Here is a 26582-nt window from a genome sequence, read left to right on the forward strand (position 1 = left end):
GTTCCTGGGGTAGTTGCGGTCATCGAGGCCTGACCGTTGACCATTGGTCGCAACTATGGAGAAGCACCGGGGATTGCACATCAGCCGAAACTCCCACGCGGGCTGGGAGTTTCAGACTAGTCGTCCTCGTCGCAGGCCTGGCCGCAGGGGGCCAGTGTTCAAGGCTTGTGGTGCTAGAGCGCTCACAACGAATGCGATCCGTGCGGATCTGATATTGGCACTGCAAAAAAATGCGAGGGTGGTTTCCACCACCCTCGCATCCTTTCACGCACGCGCTGCCTCAGGCGCTGCCATGGACAATGTCGGTATTCAGAACATCAACCCCGACCAAGGTGATGGTCGTGACTTGTCCGCCCGTTTCGGCAACCGTCACGACGCTGTTGGCGCCGCTGTTGTCGATCGACTGGACAACGGCGTTCTGGTCGCCGTTGAGCACCAGCGTGTCGCGCAGCCCTGCGCTCGCATCGAAGCCGGTGATCTGGTACTTGTTCTGGGTGAGTGACAAATCGATGTTGAAGGCATCCCGCTCACCACTCGTGCCCACCAGCGTGAAGTCGAAGGTGGTGCCCAGGTCGTTGGCGAACAGGTTGGCGTCGAACGTGCTCGTCGCCGAGTCCCCATCCTTGTCTGTCAGCGTCGCGTTGAACGCCAGCTTGACATCGCTGGCCAGGCTCTCGGTCTCATGAGTGAACTCGATCGTCGGGATCTTAATCTCGCCTCGGCCCATCGTGAGCTGAACAGCGTCGATCAACTTCGTGCCCTGCTGCTGAATGAGGAAGGACACCTGTCCACCGGCCTCCGGTGTCACGGTGTTCACCTCGATCAGGTTCGAGAACGTGCCATCCTCGTAGAAGGCCCTGTAGTACAGGTCCTCGGTCGCCGTGTCGTAACCCCCCACGGAGTTGTCGATGAAGACCTTCATGCTCGTCAGCAGGCTTTCCGGGTTGATCACGAAGCTTTCATCGGCATTGCTGATGGCCGCCAGGTTGTCTCCCTGGAACAGGTTATTGGCGATGCCGATGCCGGACGTGCTGACGTTCATGGCCCTCGGGTCGATGTACGACGGCAGGGGGTTGGTCTGTAGCTGGGCTTCGGTGGGGTCGGGGGCTCCAAGCCCGATACCGGTCAGGATGTCCGCAGTCGACGCCGTTGCTTTCGCGGAAAAGAACACAATCTCCTCAGATGGCGAAGGAATCGTCGGCGGATTCTGCGGTGGGATCAGCAAGGTGCGCACCGGATCCGGGCCGCCGGCAGTGAGCGAGCCGTCGGCACTGCTGAGCACGATCTCGGAACTGAAGCCTTGCACCAGGTCCAGGGCATAAGTGCCATTGGCAAAGGCGGTCAGCGTGTAGTCAACGCTGGTATTCGCGGTGGCGGCGTTGTTGTCGAAATCACCGGTCAACGTCCCTGCGAAGTGGAACGCGCCATTGACATCCGGCGAAGGCGATTGCTCGGTGAGCGTGCCGGTGCCGGTGGTGGTCGTGTTGTCTGGCCTGACGAGAGTGAATTGGTTATTCACCAACGAAATATCCAGACCGGTTGCCCCCAGTCCGTCGGCTCCGGTTGAATGATCCCAGTATCCCTGTTGTGGAAGGATGCTACCGGTGCCGATCAGATTGCCGAAGGCAAGTGTAGGGCCGTCGTCCTGGAACACCAGGTTCTGGCCGATGTTGAGCGTGGCATGGGCGCTGTCGCCGTCTCCATCGGTTTTGGTCGCCGTCAGGGTTACCAGATTGTCCGAGGACAGACTCGTCGAATCATTCGGATTGGTTGGATCGGGATGCACCACGGCCCGTTGCTGGTCGAGGGTGACGTCACCGTTGGCGGCCACGCTGACGGTGAACACCAGCAGGTGGGTATTGGCTGTGCGGCCTTCCACCACGCTGCCGTTGAGCGACAGGTTGACCGCCTCACCGGTGGCCGTGTCGGTCAGCCCGGAGGCACCCGCCACCACGCCCAGCGCATAGGTCAGCGTGCCGGCGCCATCGGCGCCATACGCCGAGGTGAAGTTGGCCGCAAAGCTCTGGGTGGCGTCGGTGGTCAGTACCGTTTCGTCAACCGTCAGGGTTGGCTCCGTGCCGGTGGTGCTGATGCTTGGCCCGTCGTCCTTGAACACCAGGTTCTGGCCGATGTTCAGTGTTGCATGGGCACTGTCGCCATCTTTGTCGGTGATGGTGGCGGTCAGGGTCACCAGATTGTCCGAGGTCAGCGTCTTCGAATCATCCGGATTGGTTGGGTCTGGATGCACTATGGCCCGTTGCTGGTCGAGAGTGACGTCACCGTTGGCGGCCACACTGACGGTGAACACCAGCAGGTTGGTGATGGCCGTGCGGCCTTCGACCACGCTGCCGTTGAGCGACAGGTTGACCGCTTCACCGGTGGCCGTATCGGTCAGCCCGGAGCCGCCCGCTACCACACCCAGTGCATAGGTCAGCGTGCCGGCCCCATCGGCGCCAAATGCCGAACTGAAGTTGGCGGTAAAGCTCTGGGTGTCGTTGGTGGCCAGCACCGTTTCGTCGACCGTCAGGACTGGCTCCGTGCCGGTGGTGCTGATGCTCGGTCCGTCGTCCTTGAACACCAGGTTCTGCCCGATGTTGAGGGTGGCATGGGCACTGTCGCCGTCCTTGTCGGTGATGGTGGCGGTCAGGGTTACCAGATTGTCCGAGGTCAACGTCTTCGAATCATCCGGATTGGTTGGGTCGGGATGTACCACGGCGCGGATCTGATCGAGGGTAACGTCACCATTGGCGGCGACGCTGACGGTGAATACCAGATCGTTGCTAATCGCCGTGCGGCCTTCCACGACTGTACCGTTAAGCGACAAATTCACCGCTTGGCCGGTAGCGGTATCGGTCAGCCCGGAACCGCCCGCGACCACGCCCAGTGCATAGGTCAGCGTACCCGCACCGTCAGCGCCAAACGCCGAGCTGAAGTTGGCGGTAAAGCTCTGGGTGTCGTTGGTCGCCAGCACTGTTTCATCGACCGTCAGGATTGGCTCCGTGCCAGTGGTGCTGATGCTGGGTCCGTCATCCTTGAACACCAGGTTCTGGCCGATGTTCAGCGTGGCATGAGCGCTGTCGCCGTCCTTGTCGGTGATGGTGGCGGTCAGGGTCACCAGATTGTCCGAGGTCAGACTGGTCGAATCATCCGGATTGGTTGGGTCGGGATGCACCACGGCCCGTTGCTGGTCGAGGGTGACGTCACCATTGGCGGCGACACTGACGGTAAACACCAACAGGTTGGTGGTGGCCGTTCGGCCTTCCACTACGCTGCCGTTGAGTGACAGGTTCACCGCTTCACCGGTGGCTGTATCCGTCAGTCCCGACGGGCCGGCAGTCACGCCCAGCGCATAGGTCAGCGTGCCCGCACCGTCGGCGCCAAATGCCGAGCTGAAGTTAGCCGCGAAGCTCTGGGTGGCGTCGGTGGTCAGTACCGTTTCATCGACCGTCAGGGTTGGCTCCGTGCCGGTGGTGCTGATGCTGGGTCCATCGTCCTTGAACACCAGGTTCTGGCCGATGTTCAGCGTGGCATGAGCGCTGTCGCCGTCCTTGTCGGTGATGGTGGCGGTCAGGGTCACCAGATTGTCCGAGGTCAGACTGGTCGAATCATCCGGATTGGTTGGGTCGGGATGCACCACGGCCCGTTGCTGGTCGAGGGTGACGTCACCGTTGGCAGCAACGCTGACCGTGAATACCAACAGGTTGGTGGTGGCCGTTCGGCCTTCCACTACGCTGCCGTTGAGCGACAGGTTGACTGCCTCACCAGTGGCCGTATCGGTCAGCCCGGAGGCACCGGCTACCACGCCCAGTGCATAGGTCAGCGTACCCGCACCGTCGGCGCCAAACGCCGAGGTGAAGTTGGCGGCGAGGTTCTGGGTGGCGTCGGTCGTCAACACCGTTTCGTCGACCGTCAGCGTTGGCTCGCTGCCGGTGGTGCTGATGCTTGGCCCGTCATCCTTGAACACCAGGTTCTGGCCGATGTTCAGCGTGGCATGGGCACTGTCGCCGTCCTTGTCGGTGATGGTGGCGGTCAGGGTCACCAGGTTATCCGAGGTCAGACTCGTCGAATCATCCGGATTGGTCGCGTCGGGATGCACTACGGCCCGTTGCTGGTCGAGGGTGACGTCACCATTGGCAGCAACGCTGACCGTGAATACCAACAGGTTGGTGGTGGCCGTGCGGCCTTCGACTACGGTGCCGTTGAGCGACAGGTTGACTGCCTCACCAGTGGCCGTATCGGTCAGCCCGGAGGCACCGGCTACCACGCCCAGTGCATAGGTCAGCGTTCCCGCACCGTCGGCGCCAAACGCCGAGGTGAAGTTGGCGGTGAAGTTCTGGGTGGCGTCGGTCGTCAACACCGTTTCGTCGACCGTCAGCGTTGGCTCGCTGCCGGTGGTGCTGATGCTCGGTCCGTCGTCCTTGAACACCAGGTTCTGGCCGATGTTCAGCGTGGCATGGGCACTGTCGCCGTCCTTGTCGGTGATGGTAGCGGTCAACGTCACCAGATTGTCCGAGGTCAGGCTCGTTGAATCATCCGGATTGGTCGCGTCGGGATGCACCACGGCCCGCAGCTGGTCGAGGGTGACGTCACCGTTGGCGGCGACGCTGACCGTGAACACCAGCAGGTTGGTGGTGGCCGTGCGGCCTTCCACGACGGTGCCGTTGAGCGACAGGTTGACGGCCTCACCGGTGGCGGTATCGGTCAGTCCGGAGCCGCCCGCGACCACGCCCAGCGCGTAGGTCAATGTGCCCGCGCCATCAGCGCCAAACGCCGAGCTGAAGTTGGCGGCAAAATTCTGGGTGGCGTCGGTGGTCAGCACCGTTTCGTCCACGATCAGCGTTGGTTCCGTGCCGGCCGCACTGACGCTCGGCCCGTCGTCTTCGAAGATCATCTTGGAGCCGATTTCGGCGATCGAGGTGGAGGCTTGGCGCAGCGAGAAGCCGCCGATATCAAAATCGGCGTGGTTATCGCCTCTGGCGTCGAGGGCCGCGCCGTTCTCGATGAGTACGCGGTTGTGATCCGATGTCGTGGTGTATTCAATCTGGTAGCCGGCTTTAATGCCGGTGAGTGTTGCAACCCCACCCGTAAAGCTGATGGTGATGGTCGGATCATTCACCGAACCGTCGGAATTTTCGATCACCAGCCCGGTACTATTGTTGATGACTTGAACATTGGTGATGGCAACCGGCGTGTCATTCGCATAGCCGTTGACGAAATTCGCGCCAGGTTCAGCTGCGGTGTTGAATGCGCTGATTTTTACCACCGCACTCTTGCCGCTTTGCAACTGCACGATGTCAAAATTGGCCGATGTCGAATTGTAGACACCGGTAAAGTCGATGTTGGATTCAACATCGGCTTCGGTCTGGCTAAGGTTGGGAACGGTCACATCCTGCCGGGCACCCGTGACGAACGAAAAGCGGATACCTTCCTGTTCCGTAATCATCTGGTTATTGGTGCCGATGGTGGTCGGGCCACCGCCCTGGCTGGTATTGATCGTGTCGCCAGTGTTTATGTTGGCGCCACTTGACTGGTCTGCGGGGTCCTTACCGGTGGCGATGATGGAGGGATCGGTGATCCGTGTGACACCATTGATAACTTCAGTTGTCGGGTTCGCTTTCGTGAACATCAGGAAGAGGTTCTGACCGGAGGGCGCACCGGCCAGGCTGAATCCCAGGTCCTGACTGACTCCGACGAACACCTTATCCTGCAGATTGAGCGAATCATCGGGGTTCGTCGCATCTGGATGCTTGAGCGGTTGGTATTCCACGGTCCAGATCTTGCCGCCCGAGACTGGCGATCCGGTTTCTTCAATATAGGCCGCGAACACGATCGCGCCATCTGCGGCCCCGGCTCGGCCCACAACGATGTTGTTGTCGTTCGTATCGGTATAGAGAAGGATGCTGGTGCCATCGAGAGTATCCAGCCCGCTGTCCACGCCATTGAGCGGTGCGCCAGCGCTGTCGACGAATCTGATATCGGTAACGCCGGACGGGTCGGTGAGGGTGAATGCATTGCTGCCCGTGTTGCCCGCGGCACCGGTATAGCCGCTCAAGGCCGCACCCGTTGCGGTACCTGCACCTAGTGCGGTCAAACGGGTAGAGAAGGCCGAGGGCAGGGAGGCCACCAGAATGTCGTTGTCGTCAGCGTCTCCCGCGGGGCTTGGCGTGGCGGTGAGGTTCTGCAGCCCGGCCGTTTCGTCCAGCGTAACGTTTGCGCCGGGCGTCACGCTCAGGGCGTTGGCTGTAATCGACGTTAAGTTGAGGGAGGTCGGATCGCTCGTTAGCGATGAGTTTTGCTCGCGAATAGTCATGACGTTCTCCTGAGCAATTACGGTCATCGAGGCCTGACCATTGACCTCTGCAACTATGACTAATCGCCGGGGATTGCACATCGGCCGATACTCCCATGCGGGATAGGAGTTTCGGCCTAGCTGTCCTCGTTGGTGGCCTGCTGCATGTCGTTCTCGTTGTTTTCTGCCGTGTTTAAGCCTTGTGGTGTTTGAGAACCCACAGCGAATTCGATCCGTGCCGATCTCATTTTGGAACTGCAAAAACAATGCGAGGGTGACTTTCGCCACCCTCGCATCCTTTCACACACGCGCTGCCTCAGGCGCTGCCATGGACAATGTCGGTATTCAGAACATCAACCCCGACCAAGGTGATGGTCGTGATTTGTCCGCCCGTTTCGGCAATCGTCACGACGCTGTTGGCGCCGCTGTTGTCGATCGACTGCACAACGGCGCTCTGGTCGCCGTTGAGCACCAGCGTGTCGCGCAGCCCTGCGCTCGCATCGAAGCCGGTGATCTGGTACTTGTTCTGGGTGAGTGACAAATCGACGTTGAAGGCATCCCGCTCACCGCTTGTGCCCACCAGCGTGAAGTCGAAGGTGGCGCCCAAGTCGTTGGCGAACAGGTTGGCGTCGAAACCACTCGTCGCCGAGTCCCCATCCTTGTCCGTCAGCGTCGCGTTGAATGCCAGCTTGATATCGCTGGCCAGGCTTTCGGTCGGCTGAATGAACTGGATCACCGGGATCTTGACATCGCCTCGGCCCATCGTGAGCTGAACCGCATCAATCAACTTCGTGCCTTGTTGCTGAACGAGGAAGGACACCTGTCCGCCGGCCTCCGGCGTCACGGTGTTCACCTCGGTGAGGGCCGAGAACGTGCCATCCTCATAGTAGGCCCTGTAGTACAGGTCTTCGGTCGCCGTGTTGTAACCTCCCACGGAGTTGTCGATGAAGATCTTCATGCCCGCCAGCAGGGTCTCCGGATTGATCACGAAACTTTCATCGGCAGAACTGATGGCCGCCAGGTTATCTCCCTGGAGAATGTTATTGCCGACGCCGATGCCGGACGTGCTGACGTTCATGGCTGCGGGGTCGATGTACGACGGCAGCGGGGTGGTCTGTAGCTGGGCTTCGGTGGGGTCGGGTTTCCCTAGCCCGATGCCGGTCAGGATGTCCGAAGTCGACGCCGTCGCCTTGGCGGAAAAGAACACAATCTCCTCGGAGGCCGAAGGAATGGTCGGGTCATTCGTCGTCGGAATCAACAAGGTGCGCACCGGATCCGGGCCGCCGGCACTGAGCGAGCCGTCGGCACTGCTGAGCACGATCTGCGAACTGAAGCCTTGCACCAGGTCCAGTGTATAGCTGCCATTGGTGTAGGCGGTCAGCGTGTAGTCGACGCTGGTATTCGCGGTGGCGGCGTTGTTGTCGAAATCACCGGTCAACGTGCCTGCGAAATGGTAGGCGCCATTGACGTCCGGTGAGGGCGACTGCTCGGTGAGCGTGCCGGTGCCGGTGGTGGTCGTGTTGTCTGGCCGGACGAGGGTGAATTGGTTATTCACCAACGAAATATCCAGTCCGGTTGCCCCCAATCCGTCGGCTCCGGCCGAGTGATCCCAGTACCCTGTTTGTGGAAGGATGCTACCGGTGCCGATCAGATTGCCGAAGGCAAGTGTAGGGCCGTCGTCCTGGAACACCAGGTTCTGGCCGATGTTGAGCGTGGCATGGGCGCTGTCGCCGTCTCCATCGGTTTTGGTCGCCGTCAGGGTTACCAGATTGTCCGAGGACAGACTCGTCGAATCATTCGGATTGGTTGGATCGGGATGCACCACGGCCCGTTGCTGGTCGAGGGTGACGTCACCGTTGGCGGCCACGCTGACGGTGAACACCAGCAGATGGGTAGTGGCTGTGCGGCCTTCCACCACGCCGCCGTTGAGCGACAGGTTGACTGCCTCACCGGTGGCCGTGTCGGTCAGCCCGGAGGCACCCGCCACCACGCCCAGCGCATAGGTCAGCGTACCCGCACCGTCGGCGCCATACGCCGAGGTGAAGTTCGCCGCGAAGCTCTGGGTGGCGTCGGTGGTCAGCACCGTCTCATCCACCGTCAACGTCGGTTCGGTGCCGGTGGTGCTGATGCTCGGTCCGTCGTCCTTGAACACCAGGTTCTGGCCGATGTTGAGGGTCGCCTGGGTGCTGTCGCCGTCCTTGTCGGTGATGGTTGCCGTCAGGGTCACCAGATTGTCCGCGGTCAGCGTTTTCGAATCATCGGGATTGGTCGTGTCGGGATGCACCACGGCGCGGAGCTGATCGAGGGTGACGTCACCGTTGGCGGCGACGCTGACCGTGAATACCAGCAGGTTGGTGGTGGCCGTGTGACCTTCGACCACGCCGCCATTGAGCGACAGGTTCACCGCCTCGCCCGTGGCTGTGTCCACCAGCCCTGAGGCGCCCGCGACCACGCCCAGCGCATAGGTCAGGGTGCCGGCACCGTCAGCGCCATACGCCGAACTGAAGTTAGCCGCGAAGCTCTTGGTATCGTTGGTCGCCAGTACCGTTTCGTCGACTGTCAGCGTTGGCTCGGTGCCGGTGGTGCTGATGTTGGGGGCGTCATCCTTGAACACCAGGTTCTGCCCGATATTTAGCGTGGCATGGGCGCTGTCCCCATCCCCATCGGTCTTGGTCGCCGTCAGCGTCACCAGATTGTCCGAGGTCAGCGTCTTCGAATCATCCGGATTGGTCGCATCGGGATGCACCACGGCGCGGATCTGGTCAAGGGTGACGTCGCCATTGGCGGCCACGCTGACCGTGAACACCAGCAGGTTGGTGGTGGCCGTGCGACCTTCGACCACTGCACCGTTGAGTGACAGGTTGACTGCCTCACCGGTGGCGGTGTCCGTTAACCCTGAACCTCCCGCGACCACGCCCAGGGCATAGGTCAGCGTGCCGGCCCCATCAGCGCCAAACGCCGACGTGAAGTTGGCGGCAAAGCTCTTGGTATCGTTGGTCGCCAGTACCGTTTCGTCCACCGTCAGGGTCGGTTCCGTGCCGGTGGTGCTGATGCTCGGCCCATCATCCTCGAAGATCATCTTGGAGCCGATTTCGGCGGTTGACGTGCTGGACTGCAGCACCTTGAAGCCGCCAATGTCGAAGTCAGCGTGCGTCTTGTCGCCGTTCTTGTCGGTCAGCAACCCGGCGTTCTCGATCATCACGCGGTTGTGGTCGGTCGCCGTGCTGTAGGTGATCTGCGAGTCGGTCGGAACGCCGGTGATCAGCACCGTGCCGTCGGCGTTGTAGGTGATGACGGCGGTGCTGACGGTGGCGCCCGCGAACGTCTTCACGGTGACGCTGCCGTTGGTGATCGCGACCTTTTCGGTGCTGTCGTTGGCGTAGCTGTTGACGAAGTTGACACCGCTCTGCGACCCGCTGACGTTGTCGGCGTTCTTGACGGCGGTGAGCAAGAGCTTCGCAGTCGTGCCGCCCGTCTCCTGCACGATCTTGAAGGTCGCGGAGCGGGCGCCGAAGTACTGGGTGAAGTCGATGTTCTGTTCGACACCCGCTTCGCCCGGGCTCAGGTTGGGGACTGTGAAGTCCGCCTTGGCACCGGTGACGAAGCTGAAGCGCAGGCCTTCCTGTTCGGTGATCGCCTGGTTGTTGGTGCCCAGGGTTGTGCTGCCGCCGCCCTGGCTGCTGTTAACCGTGTCGGCGCTGGTGATGGCAGCACTGCTTGCCGACTGATCCAGCGGATCCCTGCCGGTGACGACGATCGAGACGCCGGGAATCCGGCCGTTCGCATCGGCCGTCGCGCCCGCGGTCGTGAACATCAGGAACAACTGCTGACCCGACGGCGCATTGGCCAGACTGAATTCCGCGTCCTGACCGGCTCCGATGAACACCTTATTCAGCAGATTGACCGCATCGTCGGGGTTCGTCGCATCTGGATGCTTGAGCGGTTGGTACTCCACGGTCCAGATCTTGCCGCCCGAGAGTGGCGATCCGGTTTCTTCGATATAGGCCGCGAACACGATTGCGCCGCTTGCGCTCCCGGCTCGGCCCACCAGGATGTTGTCGTTGCTCGTATCGGTATAGAGAAGGATGCTGGTGCCATCGAGGGTGTCCAGTCCGCTGTCCACGCCATTGAGCAGTGCGCCAGTGCTGTCGACGAAGCTGACGTTGGTAATGGTTGCTCCAGGGTCGGCGGTGACGCTGAACGCATTGCTGCCGGTATTGCCCACGGCGCCGGTATAGCCACTCAAGGCCGCACCCATTGCGGTACCTGCACCCAGTGCGGTCAAACGGGTAGAGAAAGTCGAGGGCAGGGAGGCCAGCAAAATGTCGTTGTCGTCAGCGTCTCCCGCGGGGCTTGGCGTGGCGGTGCTGTTTTGCAACCCGGCCGTTTCGTCCAGCGTAACGCTCGCGCCAGAGGTCACAACGCTGAGAGCGTTGACCACTGAGTCGAGGGTCGGAATGTATAGGGGGGTCGGATCGCCCGTTAGCGATGAATTTTGCTCGCCGGTAGCCATGACTTTCTCCAGAGCAATTGCGGTCATCGAGGCCTGACCGTTGACCTTTGGTCGCAACTATGGAGAAGCGCCGGGGATTGCGCATCGGCCGAAACTCCCATGCGGGATGGGAGTTTCAGACTACTTGGGAGGGGAAAGAGGAGGAGGGCGCGAAGGAGTAACGTCGTATATTACGTTTGTGAATGAGCACAAGACGGCGGCGGGGGCGACCTCATGAGCTGGTTCCTCCACGCCGAATCACGATGGGCGGCTCGATCAGCCGCAGTTCGAGCTCGCCCGAGGCCGGCACGAAGCGCGGGCCAGTGCTTTCAGGCGTTGCCCGCAACCTCCAGGTGCGCTGCACCTTCGCCAGTTTGGCGACTCCCGACGCCACGGACCAGCGCCGGCAGACCTTCTCCAGTTTGAGCGGGTAGAGGGTGAGTTGGTCGCCGTTGAAGTGCATACGCAGAAAGCATTTGTGGTCGGCGATGCGTTGCGAGGAAAAAACCACTTCGCTATGTAGCCCCCATAAAGTATTGGCCATGACCATCCAGGCACCGAATAGCAGGCCTCCCAAACTACCGCCGAGCACCAGTGTCCCCACCAGGAACAACAAGACCTGGAGCAGGTTTTCTACCTCGAACTGCAAGTAGTGGATGTTGATACGGCCCATGAGCCACAGCAGCCCGATCGCCAGTCCCAGATGAAGCAACCCGTGAACGGCCCCGACGCCATAGGCAAGCTTTCGGGTGCGTTTGACCCCGGCGGCTGAAAGCACTGCGCAGCCCAGCACAATGGTCACGGCGAGCATCACCGACGAAGGACTGTGTGCCAGGACCAGGACCAGCTGTCGCCATACCTCGCGCAGGTTGGGAATAGAGGCTTCGAGGCCAGACAATACCTCGACCAGGCTGCGATTATCGCGCGCCGGATGGGGCACCTTGCTGGCGCTTTCTACCATCCAGTCGAACAGCAAGTACAAGATCGCCAGCATGCCGCAGAACGAGAGGTTGTGGGTGGGTAGCCGCCATGCCCGGTTACGCAGCTGTTCGGAGGTCTTTTTGTCCGGGTAGGTTGCCGCCAGCTCGTAGTGCTGCGGCGTTCCGCCGACGGTGATTGGCTCGGGCGGATCTGGAAGTTGATGAGTGCCATGCAGGAAGGCGCCACCGCCTCCGCAGGTGATGCGTTGCGGTGCCTGGCTGCCGGCTTTTGGCTGGTAGCGCGCGTAGTGGTGCGAGTCTCCGGCCAGGACCACCGCCAAGTGGTCACCCAAGAGCTGCTCGATCTCGCGCAGACTGCTGAAGCGCAAGGTCTGGGTCTCGATCGAGGGCAGGGTCTTGCGCCCCACGCGTGCGAGTCGTTCGGCCTCATCCACCCAGCTCGGCTCGGGTGTACAGAGGATCACGCGGTCGCCTGGCTGCAGTTTGGCGCGCATCTCTTCGAAGTACTGCTTCTGCTGGCGGTCGATCATCGACTCCAATTGCAGGTCCAGGCCCCAGATCCACCAGCCATTGGGCAGCTGCAGCACGTAGTAACTGGTGTGTTGACGGGTTTCCCAGCCGCCGATGGGCTTCTGCTCGCAAAACAGTTGGGAGAACCCGCGCAGGCCGTCATACCAATCGTGGTTGCCGGGCGTCGCCACTATCCACGGTGCACCTGGCTGCAGCACGGGCTGGTCCTGCTCATTCGGGCGGACCTTGGGGACCGGCGCGGGGAAGGCGGCGCGGAAGGGATCAAGGAAACGGGTGCGATAGCCGGATTGGGCCGGTGTAGGGTAGACCTGATCGCCGCCGAGCAGCAGCACGTCGCCGCGCGGCAGCGTGAGCTCCGGCAACTTGACATCCTGGCTGACGCACAGCGCCATGGAATAGGTGGAGTCCCAGCCATCGCCGGTATCCGCCAGATAGTCGATCCACACGTCACCGTCGGCAGCCAGCTGGATGGGCGGGTTGGAGTCCCGGGGGTTGAGCATGGCCAGCACATCGCGTGGGTCCGCGAAGGCACCCATGGTGGTGGCGGCGGCCGATTGCATGCCCGTGCGCATGAGCTGAAACGGGCCTAGCCAGTTGACCATCGACTCCTGGGTGTAAAGTTCGATGCGGCTATTGGTCGTGGAAGATTGGGTGGCGTGGGTCATGGCGAGGAGCGCAGAGTGCCCCTCTTCAAAGTGTCCCTCTCCAGGGCGGAACTCAATCGATTGCTCCTTCATCGCCTAGCCTCCATTGCTGTAAAGAGTCCGGGTACATCAGGTGGGGTTTGACTTCTTGTCGGTTGATTCAGAATAGGTCAGTTATGCGATAGCCGCCGGTTCATGGCAAGAGGATCAAAACGATGGACCCGCCAGAATGGCGGGTCCGGACGGGGGATCAGAGTGTCGGCAACTGCCCGATGCGACCCATCATCTCGGTCACGATCTGCAGGTCCAGCAGGAACTGGTCGACGGTCTTGAACTCGTTGTCGTTGTGGCCGGTGTATTTGAGCTCAGGCCTTGCCAAGCCGAACTGCACACCGTTGGGCAGCTCATGGACCGAAGTGGCGCCGGCTGAGGTACCGAACTTGTGTTCCATGCCAAGGTTTTCGCTGGCCACGGCCAACAGCGCCTTGACCCATTCACCTTCGGGGTTGCGGTACATCGGCTCGGCGATCTTGTAGTCGAAAGCCACTGCAATGTGAGTCTTCTTGCTCCAGGCACCCAGCTTTTCGGCGATTTCAGCCTTGAGCGCTTCCGGGGACTTGCCCTTCGGCACGCGCAGGTTGACCGCAAGCTTGAAGGCTTTTTCATCCATCCCGACATAGGTCAGGGAGGTGGTCAGCGGCCCCATGAAGGCATCGGAAAAACCGACCCCCAACTTGCCGCCCAGGTAGTCCAGTCCCCAGTTGTCGACGGCATAACGGGCGGCGTCGGTAATGTGGTTGTGCTTGAGCGCGACCTTGCCGTCGAGGCTGTTGATGAAGCCCAGCATCCGTGCCACCGGGTTGATGCCTGACTCGGGCTCGGAGGAGTGGGCGGAAACGCCGGTGACCGTGAGCTTGACGTCCTTGCCGACGACCTTGGCGGTCACCTCGAAGTTGCCGCCATTGCGCTTGGCATAATCGCTACCTGCCTTCTGCAGGCTGGCGGCCAGTTCGGCGGGCTTGTCAGTCACAAGGGTAGCGACCGACGTTGACGGAATCTGGTTGGTTGCCAGGCCGCCGGTCATTGAGGTGATTTCGGCGCCCTTGCCCTGAGCGCTCCGCAGGGCAAAGTTCGCCATGACGGTGCCGTAGCCTTTCTCGGCAATCACCACCGGGTAGCCGCCATCCAGCGCCAGGTTGTAGTTGGGTGTCGGGTTGTGTTCGAAGTAATAGGGGATGGCGTCGCCGGTGGTTTCCTCGGTGGTGTCTACCAGCAGCTTGAAATGGCGAGCCAGCGGCAGCTTCTCTTCCTTGATGATCTTCATGGCGTAGAGCGCGACCACGATGCCGTTTTTGTCATCCTCGGTGCCTCGGCCATACATACGGTCGCCGACCAGGGTGACCTTGAACGGGTCGAGGCGGGTGCCGTCTTTCAAGACCCAGTTCTCCGGCGTCACGGGCACCACATCGGCATGTGCGTGAATGCCCACGATTTCGTCGCCAGCCCCTTCGAGGGATATTTCATAGACTCGGTTGTCGATATTGCGAAAGTTCAGGTTGAAGGCCTGGGCCAGGCCCTTGAGCTTGTCGCCGATCTTGATGAATTCAGGGTTGTCGTGTTGGGCCACGCCGTCCACGCGGAAGGTCGGGATGGCCACCAGTTCGCGCAAGGTCTCGGTAGCAGCGTTGCCGTACTTCACCCGCGCATAGAGGCCAAGCAGGCGATGAATCTCGTTCTGCTGTTCAGCGGAAAGGGGCTTGTTGCCCTGGAAAGCACTGATTGTCGGGCCGAGGTTGCCGGTTTTGGCAAGCTCGCTCTTGGCCAGGCGTTCCAGGAACTGCCTGAAATCCGTTACCGATGCATCGCTGAAGGTCTTGAGGATGGTCGCGCTCTGTTGCGGGGTAATGTTGGCGTGCGCTGAGGTGGTGAACGACGAAAGGCTGGCCAGCATCAGGGTTGTCGCGGCCAGTTGCTTAAGTGAAAAGTCCATTGCTGGGGGCATTCCTTTGCAGGTGGTTGGTAGGAAATATCTGATTGATTAGTCAGAAACTTTTCCAAACTAACACCAAGAGGGAGTAGTACGGGAGTACCTGAAGTGCGATCTGTCGCACAGAAATGCAAAAGCGACGCAGAAATGAAAAAGCCTACCAATGCAACTCGAAGGCATTTTGCGCGCCCGTCTGGAGGCTGCTGCCCAAGCGTTTGCACTCGCGAGAAAGGGTGTCTTGCAGCCATTGACGGTCATCCCCTTCGGCGCGACAGAGGCGAAAGCGCTGCAGGCGAGTGGGTATCAGCTCCAGCGTCTGCAGGTGCCCGTCCGGGGCCAGCGAGGCAAAGTACAAAAGCCCCAGGTCGCCGCGATAATCTGCGTGGCCCTCGATGCCTTCGTAATCGTTTAGCAGATCCCCGCAGCCATAGAGAATCAGGCGTTCGCGGTACACCTCGATGCCCTTGATGTGGTGCGAGGAGTGGCCGTGCACCACATCAACTCCGGCCTCGTCGATCAAGGCATGGGCGAACCGGACCTGTTCACGAGGGATCTCAAACCCCCAGTTGCCGCCCCAATGAATGGAGGCCAGCACCCGATCCCCCGGATTTTTGTACTTGAGAATCCGTTCGGCCACAGGGCGCAGGCTTTGCATCGACAGATCTTCCAGCCGTGCGACGCCCGCGCGGCTATCCGTGGCGGCCCACTGCGGTGGAATGCCGCTGTCGGGAGCGCCGAGGCCAAACACCAGCAAGCGCCGCCCGTCAGGCTGTGCCAGCACGGCGGGCGCTTCGGCGGATTGCCGGTTGTGCCCGGCGCCGGCACTGCACATGCCGTTGTTCGCCAGGGTGGCCAACGTATCGGCCAGGCCAGGCGCGCCCCAGTCCAGCACATGGTTGTTGGACAGCACGCAGCAGTCGATGCCGGCGGCACTGATGGCCGGGAAGTTCTCCGGGCTCATGCGGTAATTGATGCCCTTTGGCTCCGGTCGTCCGCGTCGGGACACCGCTGTTTCCAGGTTGATGATGCGTGCGTTTGGCTGGCGACGTTCGAACTCATCCAGCGCAACGCCCCAGATATAGGTGAAATCGACCGGGCGGGGAATCGGGCCATTGCGTCGTTCTGCCAACCGGACGTAATCGCCGGCTTTCTTGACGTAGTCTTCGTAAAGCCGTGGATCGCCAGGATGCGGCAGCACTGCGTCGATGCCTCGGGCGGTCATGACATCGCCGGTGAGAAACAGCTTCAGCGTATCGGTAACGGCTGCCATGGCACCCTCCGGATATCCCGAATAGCCTGGATCAACAGTAAATCTCTGTTTTAAAACAAATTAGTTTGTTTTTGGGCTTCCCAGATGCAGCGAAAGTTGATAAATTTCCGCGCGTTCTTGCAGAGGCCCTTACGGGGCTTGCAGCGTAGGGACGCAGCAGCTCGATATTGCTCGCAAGCTGCACATTCAGAAAGAGAGTGCCAGGCACTCATCGCAACAGCTACAGGGGCGTCGCCAAGCGGTAAGGCAGCAGGTTTTGATCCTGCCATGCGTTGGTTCGAATCCAGCCGCCCCTGCCATTTTCCTTACACTTATTCAGTCATGACTCAGTCGGCGGTATTGCGCGAGTCCTGGATGGTCGTGTTTACGAGAAACGCCAGTGCCGATTCGGCCTGGCGTTTTTTTGTGTCGGTTAAATATCCCTCCGAACACAGCGAGCGCGCCGCCGTAGCGGCGCGCTCGCCCGTCACTCAATGGGGCGCGCGAGGGATGGTCTTGAGCAGGTCTTCAGGGCTGATGTGCCCGACAACCTGCTGCACGCTGCCCGGTTGTGGCAGACCAAGGATGTGCCCCTTCATCTTGCCGATCACGTGCATCTCGCAAGGCTTGCAGTCGAACTTCAACGTCAATACCTCGTCACCGTGCACCAGCTGCATCGGCGCGACCTTGGTGCGCACGCCGGTGACGCCTTTGGCCTGCTTGGGGCAGAGGTTGAAGGAGAAGCGCAGGCAGTGCTTGGTGATCATCACCGGCACCTCGCCGGTCTCCTCGTGAGCCTCATAGGCCGCGTCGATCAGCTTGACGCCGTGGCGGTGATAGAAGTCGCGGGCTTTCTGGTTGTAGACGTTGGCCAGGAACGACAGGTGGGACTCCGGGTACACCGGTGGCGGATTGGTCTCGGCCTTGCGACCACCCCGTGGGTGGGCTTCGATGCGGGCCGCGGTCAGCGCTTCGATGACTTCGCGGCGCAAGGCCTTGAGCTGCGAGTTCGGGATGAAATACGCCTGCGGTGCATCCAGCTTGATATCCGTGGCGTGGTATTGCGTGGTGCCCAACTGGCCGAGCAAGTCGTGCAGTTGCTCCAGGGCCTGTTCCGGCTTGTTGGCCAGGCCGAATGGACCGTCCAGGGCGACATTGGCGCTGACACCTTCCTCGCTGGTGGCGGTCAGTTCCAGGCGATCCTCGCGCAGGCGAGCGACCCAGGCCAGGCCCACCCGGCGCTCGGCGGAGGTCTTGAGCAGGGCTTGCTGCCAGTTGTGGTCGAGGTTGCGGCTCAGCGGGTGATTCGGCCGCAACTGGTGCAGCCCCTTCGGCATTTCGTTGGGCTCGACACGGTAGCGGTAGCGCTTTTCACCGTCTTCTTCGAACTCGCCTTTCGGTTCGGCGATGTTGGTACGCCAGCCCACCACCTCGCGCTTGACCAGCACATTGAGGCCGTCGCCGTTGGACAGCGGTTCGTGGGTGACCACCAGCAGGTCGCGCTTGCCGACTTTCTCCACCACGCCCACCGGCAGGCCGGTGAAGGTCGGCGAGTCGAAGGCGCCGATGTCGATCTTGCGCTCGCTGACGAAGTAGTCGGTGCTGCCACGATGGAAAGTCTTGTCCGGATCGGGCAGGAAGAAGTGCGCGGTGCGGCCGCTGGAAGCGCGAGCCAGGTCCGGACGGTCTTCGAGGACGTCGTCCAGGCGCTGGCGATAGTAGGCGGTGATGTTCTTCACATAGCCCATGTCCTTGTAGCGTCCCTCGATCTTGAACGAGCGTACACCGGCTTCCACCAGCGCGCGGATGTTGGCGCTCTGGTTATTGTCCTTCATCGACAGCAGGTGTTTTTCGTAGGCGATCACACCGCCTTTTTCATCCTTGAGGGTGTAGGGCAGGCGGCAGGCCTGGGAGCAGTCGCCACGGTTGGCGCTACGGCCGGTCTGCGCATGGGAGATGTTGCACTGGCCGGAGAACGCCACGCACAGCGCGCCATGGATGAAAAACTCGATGGCCGCGTCGGTCTCGTCGGCAATGGCGCGGATCTCCTGGAGGTTCAGCTCGCGGGCCAGTACCAGTTGCGAGAAACCGGCCTGATCGAGGAACTTCGCCCGCGCCAGGGTGCGGATGTCGGTCTGGGTGCTGGCGTGCAGCTCGATCGGCGGAATGTCCAGCTCCATCACGCCCAGGTCCTGGACGATCAGCGCATCGACGCCGGCGTCATACAACTGGTGGATCAGCTTGCGCGCCGGCTCCAGCTCGTTGTCATGCAGGATTGTGTTGATGGTGGTGAACACCCGCGCGTGATAGCGACGGGCGAATTCCACCAATTGGGCGATATCGCTCACCTCGTTACAGGCGTTGTGGCGGGCGCCGAAGCTCGGGCCGCCGATGTACACCGCGTCGGCGCCATGCAGGATGGCCTCGCGGGCGATGGCCACGTCGCGGGCGGGGCTGAGCAATTCCAGGTGATGCTTGGGTAGGGACATGTTTTTTTAGTCTGGCTTGTCACGGTCAAGGTGCGCATTGTAGCGGCGAAACGCTTGACCGGCACCCATGTGCTGCCCGATGGCTACGTTGTGATCGAGTCTTTGGCCGCCGCTGAGGGCCGCGCAGCTAATGTGATGACCTGCGCAAGGCGCCGGGTGGCGGAATCAATGTCTTCGGCACTGAAACCACCCAAGCCCAGAATCAATCCCGAACGGCCATTGCCACCGGCATACATCGGCGACACGGCACGTACCGATACCTGAGCTTCGGAAGCTTTGGCGGCGACCCACTGATCGTCGATACCTTCCGCCAGCCAAAGCACCAGATGCATGCCCTGATCGCTCGGTTCCAGCCATGCAAGTTCGCGAGGAATCAGCCTGGCAACCGCCTCGATGATTTGCCTGTGGATGTCTGCGTATACGCCGCGAATTCGCCGGATGTGCCGATCCAGATATCCTTCTGCGATGAATGCTGCGAGCACGTGCTGATCGGCGTTGGCGGGATGCCGATCCATCAGGACCCGCGCACCGCAGAAGGCTTGCACCAGGTAAGGCGGAACGATTGCGTAGCCGAGTCGCAACGAGGGGAACAGTATTTTGCTGAACGTCCCCAGGTAGATAACCCGGTCGGGGTCCAGCCCTTGCAAGGATGGAAAAGGGTGGCCGGCGTAACGCAGTTCACTATCGTAATCGTCCTCGACGATCCAGGCATCGGACGCCCTGGCCCATGCCAGCAAGGCATCGCGCCTGGCCATGCTCATTGGCATGCCGAGTGGATATTGATGTGACGAGGTCACGAAGGCTGCCCGTGCCTGGGGGCATTGCGCTATGCCGTTTTCAACATTCAGCCCCTCGGCATCAACCGGGACGCGGATCATTTGATTTGTATGGCCTGCGCTTTCCAGAATTCCTGTGATACCCCGGTAGGCCGGATCCTCCACCCACGCGAAATCCCCCACGTCGAGCAGCACCTGACAGGCGAGATACAGGCCCTGTTGCGTGCCGGAAGTAATGATCACCTGGCTCGCCTCACAGCGCACTGAGCGTGACTTGCGCACGTAATCCGCTACCGCTTCCCGTAACTCAAGCGCGCCTTGTGGATCGCCGTATCCCGAGGGCGCTCCAGCCCCTCGCGCCCTGATGCGATTGCCAAGGCGACGCCAAATATCATCAGGCGCCGCTTTACCAATCGGCACCGATACCGAGAATGGAATCTGCGCAGCCGCTTTAAATTGCTGGGCCACCTGAGCGAACCGTTCGATTCGGGAAGAGGGCGTCCACGACCTGGTTTCAGTTGGCCGACCTTGTTCCTGCCGGGTGGTTGGCGACGCTTCTGCCAAAGAGCGGGCCACCCGCGTGCCTGCTCTGCCTTGGGATTCCAGGAAGCCCTCGGCGATCAACTGCTCAAAGGCTTCGATGACGGTGCCTCGGGCAATCATCAGCGATTTTCCGAGAATGCGCGTCGACGGCAACAGCTCGCCTGGCTTGAGATCACCCCTGCGGATCGCGGACCTGAGCGCTTGAGCCAACTGGCGTCCCAATTGACCGGCGGTTCGATCCAGCGTGCCCAGCGATGGAATTTCAACAACGTTGGCTTTACGTGCCATCAATTCTGGCTCAGTGATTATGTTGGATATTGGCTCTATATCATGGGCCAGTTCATCCACACAATTCACACAAAGGCCACCTCACCACTGGCGCGCTGTCCCCACCCTTGAACGATTGAAGGAGTTGATATGTACGTACCTGCCCATTTTGATGAGCCTCGCGCCGAAGCCCTTCATGAACTGATCGTGCAGCACCCGCTGGGCATTCTGTTTACCAACGGTGAAAGCGGGCTGGATGCCAACCACATTCCTTTCGAGTTGAAGGCTGCGCAGGGGCAGTTCGGTGTTCTCCAGGCGCACGTCGCGCGCGCCAACCCAGTCTGGCAAGACGTGAAAGACGGGGACGAAGTGCTGGTGGTTTTTCGCGGTGCCGAGGCTTACATCTCGCCCACCTGGTATCCGAGCAAGCACGAGACCCATAAACAGGTTCCGACCTGGAACTACAAGGTGGTGCACGCCCATGGGAGGATCACCATTCACGATGATGAACGCTATGTCCGTGGGTTGGTGGCGCTCCTGACCCGAACCCATGAGTCCTCCCAGCCCGAGCCATGGAAAATGACGGACGCCCCGAAGGACTACATTGCCTCAATGCTTAAGGCGATCGTAGGGATAGAGATCGAGATCACCCGCCTGGTTGGTAAGTTCAAGCTGGGTCAGAACAAGGAAGCGAGAGACATCCGTGGTGCCGCTCAGGCACTCAAGGACAGCGGAAAAATCGTATTGGGAGAGGCAATGCTCGCGGGTGTCGATGCCAAATCCTGAGACGCCTCGTGCACCGGCTGGTCTGCGGCGCTCGCACTCATAGCGACGCCCTGACCACCAATGGACAATCAACCGGCTGGGCTCCCTCTACCTCAAGGGCTTCGATCAGATGCCGGGCAGCCCGGCGACCGATCTCGTAGTACGGCAGTTGCACCGTGGTCAGCGGCGGGATGAACAGTTCGGCGATACCGATCATGTTGTCGTAGCCGAGCACGGCGACATCGCCGGGAATTTTCAGGCCTCGGCTCAACAACAGCTGATAGGCACAAAACGCGATGCGGTCGTTGCCACAGATCAGAATGTCGAATTGCGGACGACCCTCAACAATGTGCCGGTCGAGGATGGCGGCGGTTTCACCGTAGGCGTCATGCTCGGAAAGGTCGTATTGCAGAAGCGCGTCAGGCGCCAGCCCGAATGCCTGACAGGCGCGCAGCAGGCCTTCTTGCCGCAGCCCCCAGGCCAGGCTCTGTTTTGGCAGATTGATGCACAGTGGGCGCCGATAGCCTTGGCTCAACGCGTGATGCACGGCGCGATACTGCCCCGTCTCGTCGTCCGGTACGTAACTGACCAGGCGACTGTCATCGGCCAGACAATTGGCGAGTACCAGCGGTTTGCTCTTCAAACGCTCGGGAATGCTGACGTGGCGAAAGCCCATGGCGCTGAAGATCAACCCGTCGGGACGGTGCGACAACATCAGGTCGATGTTCTGGTCAGTGGGCGGGTTGCTCAACAGGTTAAGGATGAAGACATTCCAGCCAGCCTGCTGCGCGGTCTGTTCGATGGACAGCAGCAGTTCCACCGCGAACGGTGTGGTCGCGGTGTCCAGCGCGAACACACCGATGGTGCGCGACTGGAGGTTGTCGCCGCGCATCTTGCGCGCCGACAGGCTCGGTACGAATTGCAGTTCATCAATGGCGCGACGCACCCGCTGAAGGGTTTCGGGGCTCAGTTTTTCCGGGTTGTTGAGCGCTCGAGAAACCGTCATCAGGGACACGCCGGCCAGTTGTGCAACGTCTTTCACTGAAGTCATGCGAGGCGAGGCCGGTCAGGTTGACGCAGAATCATGACACAGGGCCCGGGTTTCTCGCGACTCGAATGACAGCGCTCATACCCAACCTGAAGCGAGAGGCCACGCCCTGGGAATCGAAGCACGCCCGCCACTGCCGTGGTTAAACAACTTCACGCCCAGACTGTCGGGCCGCGGATAGAGGCGACTGCTGAGGCTGAAACGCCCGTTTTCGTCGAACACCTCGATGGACGAGCGATCGAGAAACACGCGCAGTTCCAGTCGCTCTTGTGTCGGGTCTATCGACACGCTGCGCTGGCCGCTGACTTGCGCACCCGAGCGGCTGCGGTCCAGCACCAGGCGCTGCAGCGCCGCATCGTAGTAGAGTAAGGTTTCTTCATCATCATCGTCACTGCAGCGCAAGGCGATTCCCAAGTGCCCGTCGGTGCAACCGAGCAGATCCAGATGCACATGGATTTCCAGCAGGTCGCCATTCACTTCCGGTACCCGCCGGGCCCCCGAACCATCCCACCAGGACGTACCCGGCAATGGCGCCTCGCGCAGCGCGGTGAGCTCCCGTGCCGGATACACGCAAAGGCGATCGTCATGCAGTTCAAGTTCGCGCGGCAAACCGAGCATGCCGCACCAGTGATGAGCCTGGCTCGGCATTGGGCTTTCCCACATGTCGAGCCACGCCCACACCAGGCGCCGACCATCGGCGGCCACCAGCGTTTGCGCGGCATAGAAATCGTGGCCGTTATCCAGCTCGATAAAAGGCCCGCCGGTGAAGTGCCATTGGCTGTCGAGTTGGCCCACTCGATAACCGGTCTGGTACTTGTTGAGCCGTTCGTAACCGTGGGGTTGCATGCCCTGAGGGGAGTACAGCAGCACGTCGCGCCCGTTCAGGCGAAACAGATCCGGGCACTCCCACATATAGCCATCGCCCTCGCTGCCGCTGGCTACATAATCGAGGAACTCCCAGGTGTGCAGATCCGTGGAACGGTACAGTGGCAGCAGCGGCTTATCGCCCAGCCGTGCGCCGGCAATCAGGAACCAATAGTCATCTTCCCGCCAGACCTTGGGGTCACGAAAGTGCATGATCGAGTCTTGTGGCGCGGTCTCGATGACAGCGCCATGCTTGACGAAGCGAATGCCGTCGACACTGGTGGCCAGGCACTGGACTTGACGAATCGAGCTTTCATCACCCACATCCTTCAGCCAGGTGTGCCCGGTGTAGATCAGCGCCAGGGTGTCTCCACACACCACCGCGCTACCGGAAAAACAACCGTCGCGGTCGAATTCATCGCCGGGCGCCAGGGCAATCGGCAGATGCTGCCAATGGACCAGGTCGGCACTCTTGGCATGCCCCCAATACATCGGGCCCCACTTCGCGTCAAAGGGGTGGTGTTGATAGAAAACGTGATACTCGCCACGGAAGTACACCACCCCGTTAGGGTCGTTCATCCAGCCTGTCGGGGGGGCAAGGTGATAACCGGGGCGGTAATCGTGGATGACCCGAGACAGGCCGTCACTGAGCGCTCGCTGCGCAAGGTCAAGGGAATCAGGCATTGGATCGCTCATGGTATTCAAAGACAAAGTCATAGGGCGCCTGCTCGTGCCGGGCGCAGAGGGACGGTTTCAATGGCATGTGGGTGACGCTTCAAGGCTGTGCCGTCAGCGTCGAACAGGTGCAGGTTGTCGACGTCCAGTTGCAGCTCGACCCGGTCGCCCGCCTGCCATCCGGCGTTGACTTCACAACGACAGATCAGTGGCTCGTCCTGACCTGTCTCGAGGTGCACATAAGTTTCACTGCCCAGGTATTCGACCGCGGTCACCACGGTGCCAGCGGCTCCTTCCGCTGCCTTGAGCGACACGTGTTCCGGGCGAATGCCCAGGCTCAGCGGAGCGTCCGTCGCCAGGTTCGAGCTGTCGAAGGGCAGGGACGTCATCCCCAACACGGGGCTGTCGACCAGGCTGGTTTCGCCCGACGCCTGCAAGCGCGCCGGCAGAAAGTTCATTCTGGGTGAGCCGAGAAAACCGGCGACAAAACGACTGGCCGGGCGCTCATAGAGTTCGCGTGGTGAGCCGACCTGTTCGACGCGACCGCCATTGAGCACGACAATTTTGTCGGCCAGGGTCATCGCTTCAACCTGATCGTGGGTGACGTAGATCATGGTCGAGCCCAGCCGGGCATGCAGCCGGGCGATTTCGTTGCGCATCTGCACCCGCAAGGACGCATCCAGGTTGGAGAGCGGCTCATCGAACAACAGAATGTCCGGTTCCCGTGCCATGGCTCTGCCCATGGCGACACGCTGACGCTGCCCGCCAGACAATTCCTTTGGCTTGCGTTGCAGCAGCTTGTCCAGTTGCAGGATTTGCGCGGTTTTCAGCACACGCTCGCGCAGGCTGGTCTTTTCGGTCTTGGCCAATTTGAGACCAAAACTGATGTTGTCGTAGACGCTCATGTGCGGGTAGAGCGCATAAGACTGAAACACCATGCCGACGCCACGCTCGCGCGGCTCCAGGTCGTTGACCCGACGCCCGTCGATCAGCAGGTCGCCGGCGCAGATCGAATCCAGTCCGGCGATAAGGCGCAGCAGGGTCGACTTTCCGCAGCCCGAAGGGCCGACGAACACCACGAACTCACCCGCCGCGATCTCCAGATTGACGTCGCGCAGAATCCGCGCACCGCCCAATTGTTTGTTCACGTTATCCAGTTTCAACTTGATCACGATGCTGTTCCTTGTAGTTGTCGGGCATCAACCCTTTAACGCGCCGGTAGTGAGGCCGGAAACGATTCGGCGCTGGAAGATCAGCACCAGAATCACCAGTGGGACGGTGACCAGCACCGATGCCGCCATCAACAACCCCCAAGGCAACTCATGGGGGCTGCCGCCGGAAATCAGGGCGATGGCCACTGGCACCGTGCGTTGGGTGTCGGTGAGGGTGAAGGTCAGGGCAAACAGGAACTCGTTCCACGCCGCGATGAAAGCCAGCAAGCCAGTGGTGACCAGGGCGGGCCAGAGCAGCGGCAACAGCACCCGGGTCAGCGTGATCCAGGGTGAGGCGCCATCCATGATTGCCGCTTCTTCCAGTTCATGGGGCAGTTGACCCATGAACGTGGTCAGCACCCAAACGGTGAAGGGCAGGGTGAAAATCGTGTAGCTGAGAATCAACGCCCAGGACGTGTTGTACAGGCCCAAGGCACGGATCACCTCGAACAGCCCCGACAGCACCGCGACCTGGGGAAACATCGACACCCCAAGGACCATCATCAACACCGTGCCACGCCCACGGAATTTCACCCGGCCCAAGGCATAAGCAGCGGTCAGGCTGAGGAACAGCGCCAGCGTCACTACGCTAAGCGCGACCACCAGTGAATTACCGATAGCCCGCAAGAATGAGGCTTGGTTGAGCACCGCCGCGTAATTGGAGAAGTCGGGTTTTTTGATCCAGTAACTCACCTCGAACAAGGCGCTGGACGGCTTCAGCGACGTGACGATGGCGTAGTAGAAAGGGAACACCGCATACAGCAGCAACACCCCGATCAGGCACCAGAAACCGAAGCGCAACAGCGCTTTTTTCAGTAGGCGAGGGCTCATGACCGGACCTCCAGTTGACGGCGTCCGAGGTAGAGATAAAGCATGGCGATCACTGCAACCACCAGAAACAGCAGGGTCGAGGCGGCGCTGCCGTAACCGACGTCCTGGAACTCCACCAGGTGTTGGCGGGCATAGACCGACATGCTCATGGTGCTCGACGAGTTCGAGGTCAGCACATAAATCACGTCGAACACCCGCAGGGAGTCGAGGATGCGGAAGATCGCCGCCACCAGCAATGCGGGCATCAGCAGTGGCAGCGTGACCCGCCAGAACACCTTCAGTGGATGAATACCATCGACCCTGGCGGCTTCGTAGCAGTCACTCGGCAACATCTGCAAGGCGGCGAGCATCAGCAGGGTGACAAACGGCACGGTCTTCCAGACGTCGACGATAATCACCGCCCACATCGACAGATCCGCATCTGCAGTCCAGGCCAGAGGCGCGGTAATCAGGCCGAGGCTGAGCATCAGGTGATTGATGATGCCGAACTGGTCATTGAGCATCCACGACCAGATCTTCGCCGAGACAATGGTCGGAATCGCCCACGGAATCAGAATCAACGCTCGCACCAGGGAACGGCCGGTGAACTTGATGTTCAGCAGCAACGCCACCAGCAGCCCCAGCACGACTTCCAGCCCCACCGACACCACGGTGAAATGCAGGGTGTTGCGCACCGCGTTCCACCATTGCGGATCGACCAGGATGCCCGACCAGCTGGAACCGTTGTGGAACAGATAATTGCTCAGGCCAACGAAGGTGCCGCCAGCGGTGTCCGCCAGGTTGGCGTCGGTCAGGCTGAACCAGAATGTCCGCAGCAACGGCCAGGCCGCCACCAGGGCCAGACACAGCAACATCGGCGTCAGAAATAGCCAGGCAGCGCGCACTCGGCGACGCTGTACCGGCGTTTCCCTGGTGAGCAGGAGCTCGTCACAGGGAGCATGGGCAATAGAGACAGACATGGTGATTTTCTTCCTTGTGGC

At 60.9% G+C, this 26582-nt stretch carries 13 protein-coding genes and 1 tRNA gene; 2 read left to right on the plus strand and 12 right to left on the minus strand.

From position 1 onward, the window contains the following. Positions 1 to 280: 280 nt before the first annotated feature. The 5 genes from LOY28_RS12660 to LOY28_RS12680 all read right to left on the minus strand — a co-directional run bounded on the left by LOY28_RS12660 (position 281) and on the right by LOY28_RS12680 (position 16154). The gene (locus LOY28_RS12660) at positions 281 to 6310 is read right to left on the minus strand and encodes a DUF5801 repeats-in-toxin domain-containing protein (protein ID WP_408981039.1); all 6030 of its coding nucleotides are present in this window, start codon (positions 6308 to 6310) and stop codon (positions 281 to 283) included. A gap of 295 nt (positions 6311 to 6605) precedes the next feature. Next, entirely contained in the window at positions 6606 to 10802 is a 4197-nt protein-coding gene (locus LOY28_RS12665) for a DUF5801 repeats-in-toxin domain-containing protein (protein WP_138867686.1), read from the minus strand. 211 nt (positions 10803 to 11013) lie between these two features. Then, a complete protein-coding gene (locus LOY28_RS12670; RefSeq protein ID WP_258613962.1) occupies positions 11014 to 12990 on the minus strand; it encodes a metallophosphoesterase in 1977 nt (658 codons plus the stop codon). Positions 12991 to 13147: 157 nt separating this feature from the next. Continuing rightward, positions 13148 to 14887 carry a dipeptidase gene (locus LOY28_RS12675; RefSeq protein WP_258613963.1) on the minus strand — a complete coding sequence of 580 codons (1740 nt, stop codon included), beginning with the start codon at positions 14885 to 14887 and terminating at the stop codon, positions 13148 to 13150. Between the two features lie 154 nt (positions 14888 to 15041). Next, on the minus strand, positions 15042 to 16154 hold the full coding sequence (locus LOY28_RS12680; RefSeq protein ID WP_018928888.1) for a CapA family protein: 1113 nt from the start codon (positions 16152 to 16154) through the stop codon (positions 15042 to 15044). A 224-nt stretch (positions 16155 to 16378) separates the two neighbouring features. On the opposite strand from LOY28_RS12680, the gene LOY28_RS12685 reads away from it, so the two are divergent. Then, positions 16379 to 16453 (plus strand) — tRNA-Gln (locus LOY28_RS12685). A gap of 171 nt (positions 16454 to 16624) precedes the next feature. Here the strand turns inward: LOY28_RS12685 and LOY28_RS12690 are convergent. Continuing rightward, entirely contained in the window at positions 16625 to 18622 is a 1998-nt protein-coding gene (locus LOY28_RS12690) for a U32 family peptidase (RefSeq protein WP_018928889.1), read from the minus strand. A gap of 83 nt (positions 18623 to 18705) precedes the next feature. After that, positions 18706 to 20229, minus strand: a complete 1524-nt coding sequence (locus LOY28_RS12695; RefSeq protein ID WP_258613964.1) for a PLP-dependent aminotransferase family protein — start codon at positions 20227 to 20229, stop codon at positions 18706 to 18708. 129 nt (positions 20230 to 20358) lie between these two features. On the opposite strand from LOY28_RS12695, the gene LOY28_RS12700 reads away from it, so the two are divergent. Further along, positions 20359 to 20994, plus strand: coding sequence for an FMN-binding negative transcriptional regulator (locus tag LOY28_RS12700; RefSeq protein ID WP_204125426.1), 636 nt, complete (start codon positions 20359 to 20361; stop codon positions 20992 to 20994). A gap of 37 nt (positions 20995 to 21031) precedes the next feature. Here the strand turns inward: LOY28_RS12700 and LOY28_RS12705 are convergent, their stop codons facing one another. The 5 genes from LOY28_RS12705 to LOY28_RS12725 all read right to left on the minus strand — a co-directional run bounded on the left by LOY28_RS12705 (position 21032) and on the right by LOY28_RS12725 (position 26561). Next, positions 21032 to 22024 (minus strand): LacI family DNA-binding transcriptional regulator, encoded by a 993-nt coding sequence (locus LOY28_RS12705; protein WP_028940763.1) that lies wholly within the window; start codon positions 22022 to 22024, stop codon positions 21032 to 21034. Positions 22025 to 22099: 75 nt separating this feature from the next. After that, positions 22100 to 23602 (minus strand): sucrose-6-phosphate hydrolase, encoded by a 1503-nt coding sequence (locus tag LOY28_RS12710; protein ID WP_258613966.1) that lies wholly within the window; start codon positions 23600 to 23602, stop codon positions 22100 to 22102. Then, positions 23599 to 24732 carry an ABC transporter ATP-binding protein gene (locus LOY28_RS12715; RefSeq protein ID WP_258613967.1) on the minus strand — a complete coding sequence of 378 codons (1134 nt, stop codon included), beginning with the start codon at positions 24730 to 24732 and terminating at the stop codon, positions 23599 to 23601. Before LOY28_RS12715 ends, LOY28_RS12710 begins: the two co-directional genes overlap by 4 nt. A 27-nt stretch (positions 24733 to 24759) precedes the next feature. Then, complete coding sequence (locus tag LOY28_RS12720) at positions 24760 to 25602, minus strand: carbohydrate ABC transporter permease (RefSeq protein ID WP_086945641.1); 843 nt, start codon at positions 25600 to 25602, stop codon at positions 24760 to 24762. Next, the gene (locus LOY28_RS12725; protein ID WP_028940760.1) at positions 25599 to 26561 is read right to left on the minus strand and encodes a carbohydrate ABC transporter permease; all 963 of its coding nucleotides are present in this window, start codon (positions 26559 to 26561) and stop codon (positions 25599 to 25601) included. The genes LOY28_RS12720 and LOY28_RS12725 overlap by 4 nt, the downstream gene beginning before the upstream one ends. Between the last annotated feature and the right edge of the window lie 21 nt (positions 26562 to 26582).

Source organism: Pseudomonas sp. B21-017 (assembly GCF_024749245.1).
In the GTDB taxonomy this organism is placed as follows: Bacteria; Pseudomonadota; Gammaproteobacteria; order Pseudomonadales; family Pseudomonadaceae; genus Aquipseudomonas.

Coding starts and splice junctions, on each gene's coding strand:
- LOY28_RS12660 (WP_408981039.1), bottom strand. CDS start 6,310: ATGACTATTCGCGAGCAAAACTCATCGCTAACGAGCGATCCGACCTCC.
- LOY28_RS12705 (WP_028940763.1), bottom strand. CDS start 22,024: ATGACTTCAGTGAAAGACGTTGCACAACTGGCCGGCGTGTCCCTGATG.
- LOY28_RS12720 (WP_086945641.1), bottom strand. CDS start 25,602: ATGAGCCCTCGCCTACTGAAAAAAGCGCTGTTGCGCTTCGGTTTCTGG.
- LOY28_RS12725 (WP_028940760.1), bottom strand. CDS start 26,561: ATGTCTGTCTCTATTGCCCATGCTCCCTGTGACGAGCTCCTGCTCACC.
- LOY28_RS12690 (WP_018928889.1), bottom strand. CDS start 18,622: ATGTCCCTACCCAAGCATCACCTGGAATTGCTCAGCCCCGCCCGCGAC.
- LOY28_RS12680 (WP_018928888.1), bottom strand. CDS start 16,154: ATGGCAGCCGTTACCGATACGCTGAAGCTGTTTCTCACCGGCGATGTC.
- LOY28_RS12710 (WP_258613966.1), bottom strand. CDS start 23,602: ATGACTTTGTCTTTGAATACCATGAGCGATCCAATGCCTGATTCCCTT.
- LOY28_RS12675 (WP_258613963.1), bottom strand. CDS start 14,887: ATGGACTTTTCACTTAAGCAACTGGCCGCGACAACCCTGATGCTGGCC.
- LOY28_RS12695 (WP_258613964.1), bottom strand. CDS start 20,229: ATGGCACGTAAAGCCAACGTTGTTGAAATTCCATCGCTGGGCACGCTG.
- LOY28_RS12700 (WP_204125426.1), top strand. CDS start 20,359: ATGTACGTACCTGCCCATTTTGATGAGCCTCGCGCCGAAGCCCTTCAT.
- LOY28_RS12665 (WP_138867686.1), bottom strand. CDS start 10,802: ATGGCTACCGGCGAGCAAAATTCATCGCTAACGGGCGATCCGACCCCC.
- LOY28_RS12670 (WP_258613962.1), bottom strand. CDS start 12,990: ATGAAGGAGCAATCGATTGAGTTCCGCCCTGGAGAGGGACACTTTGAA.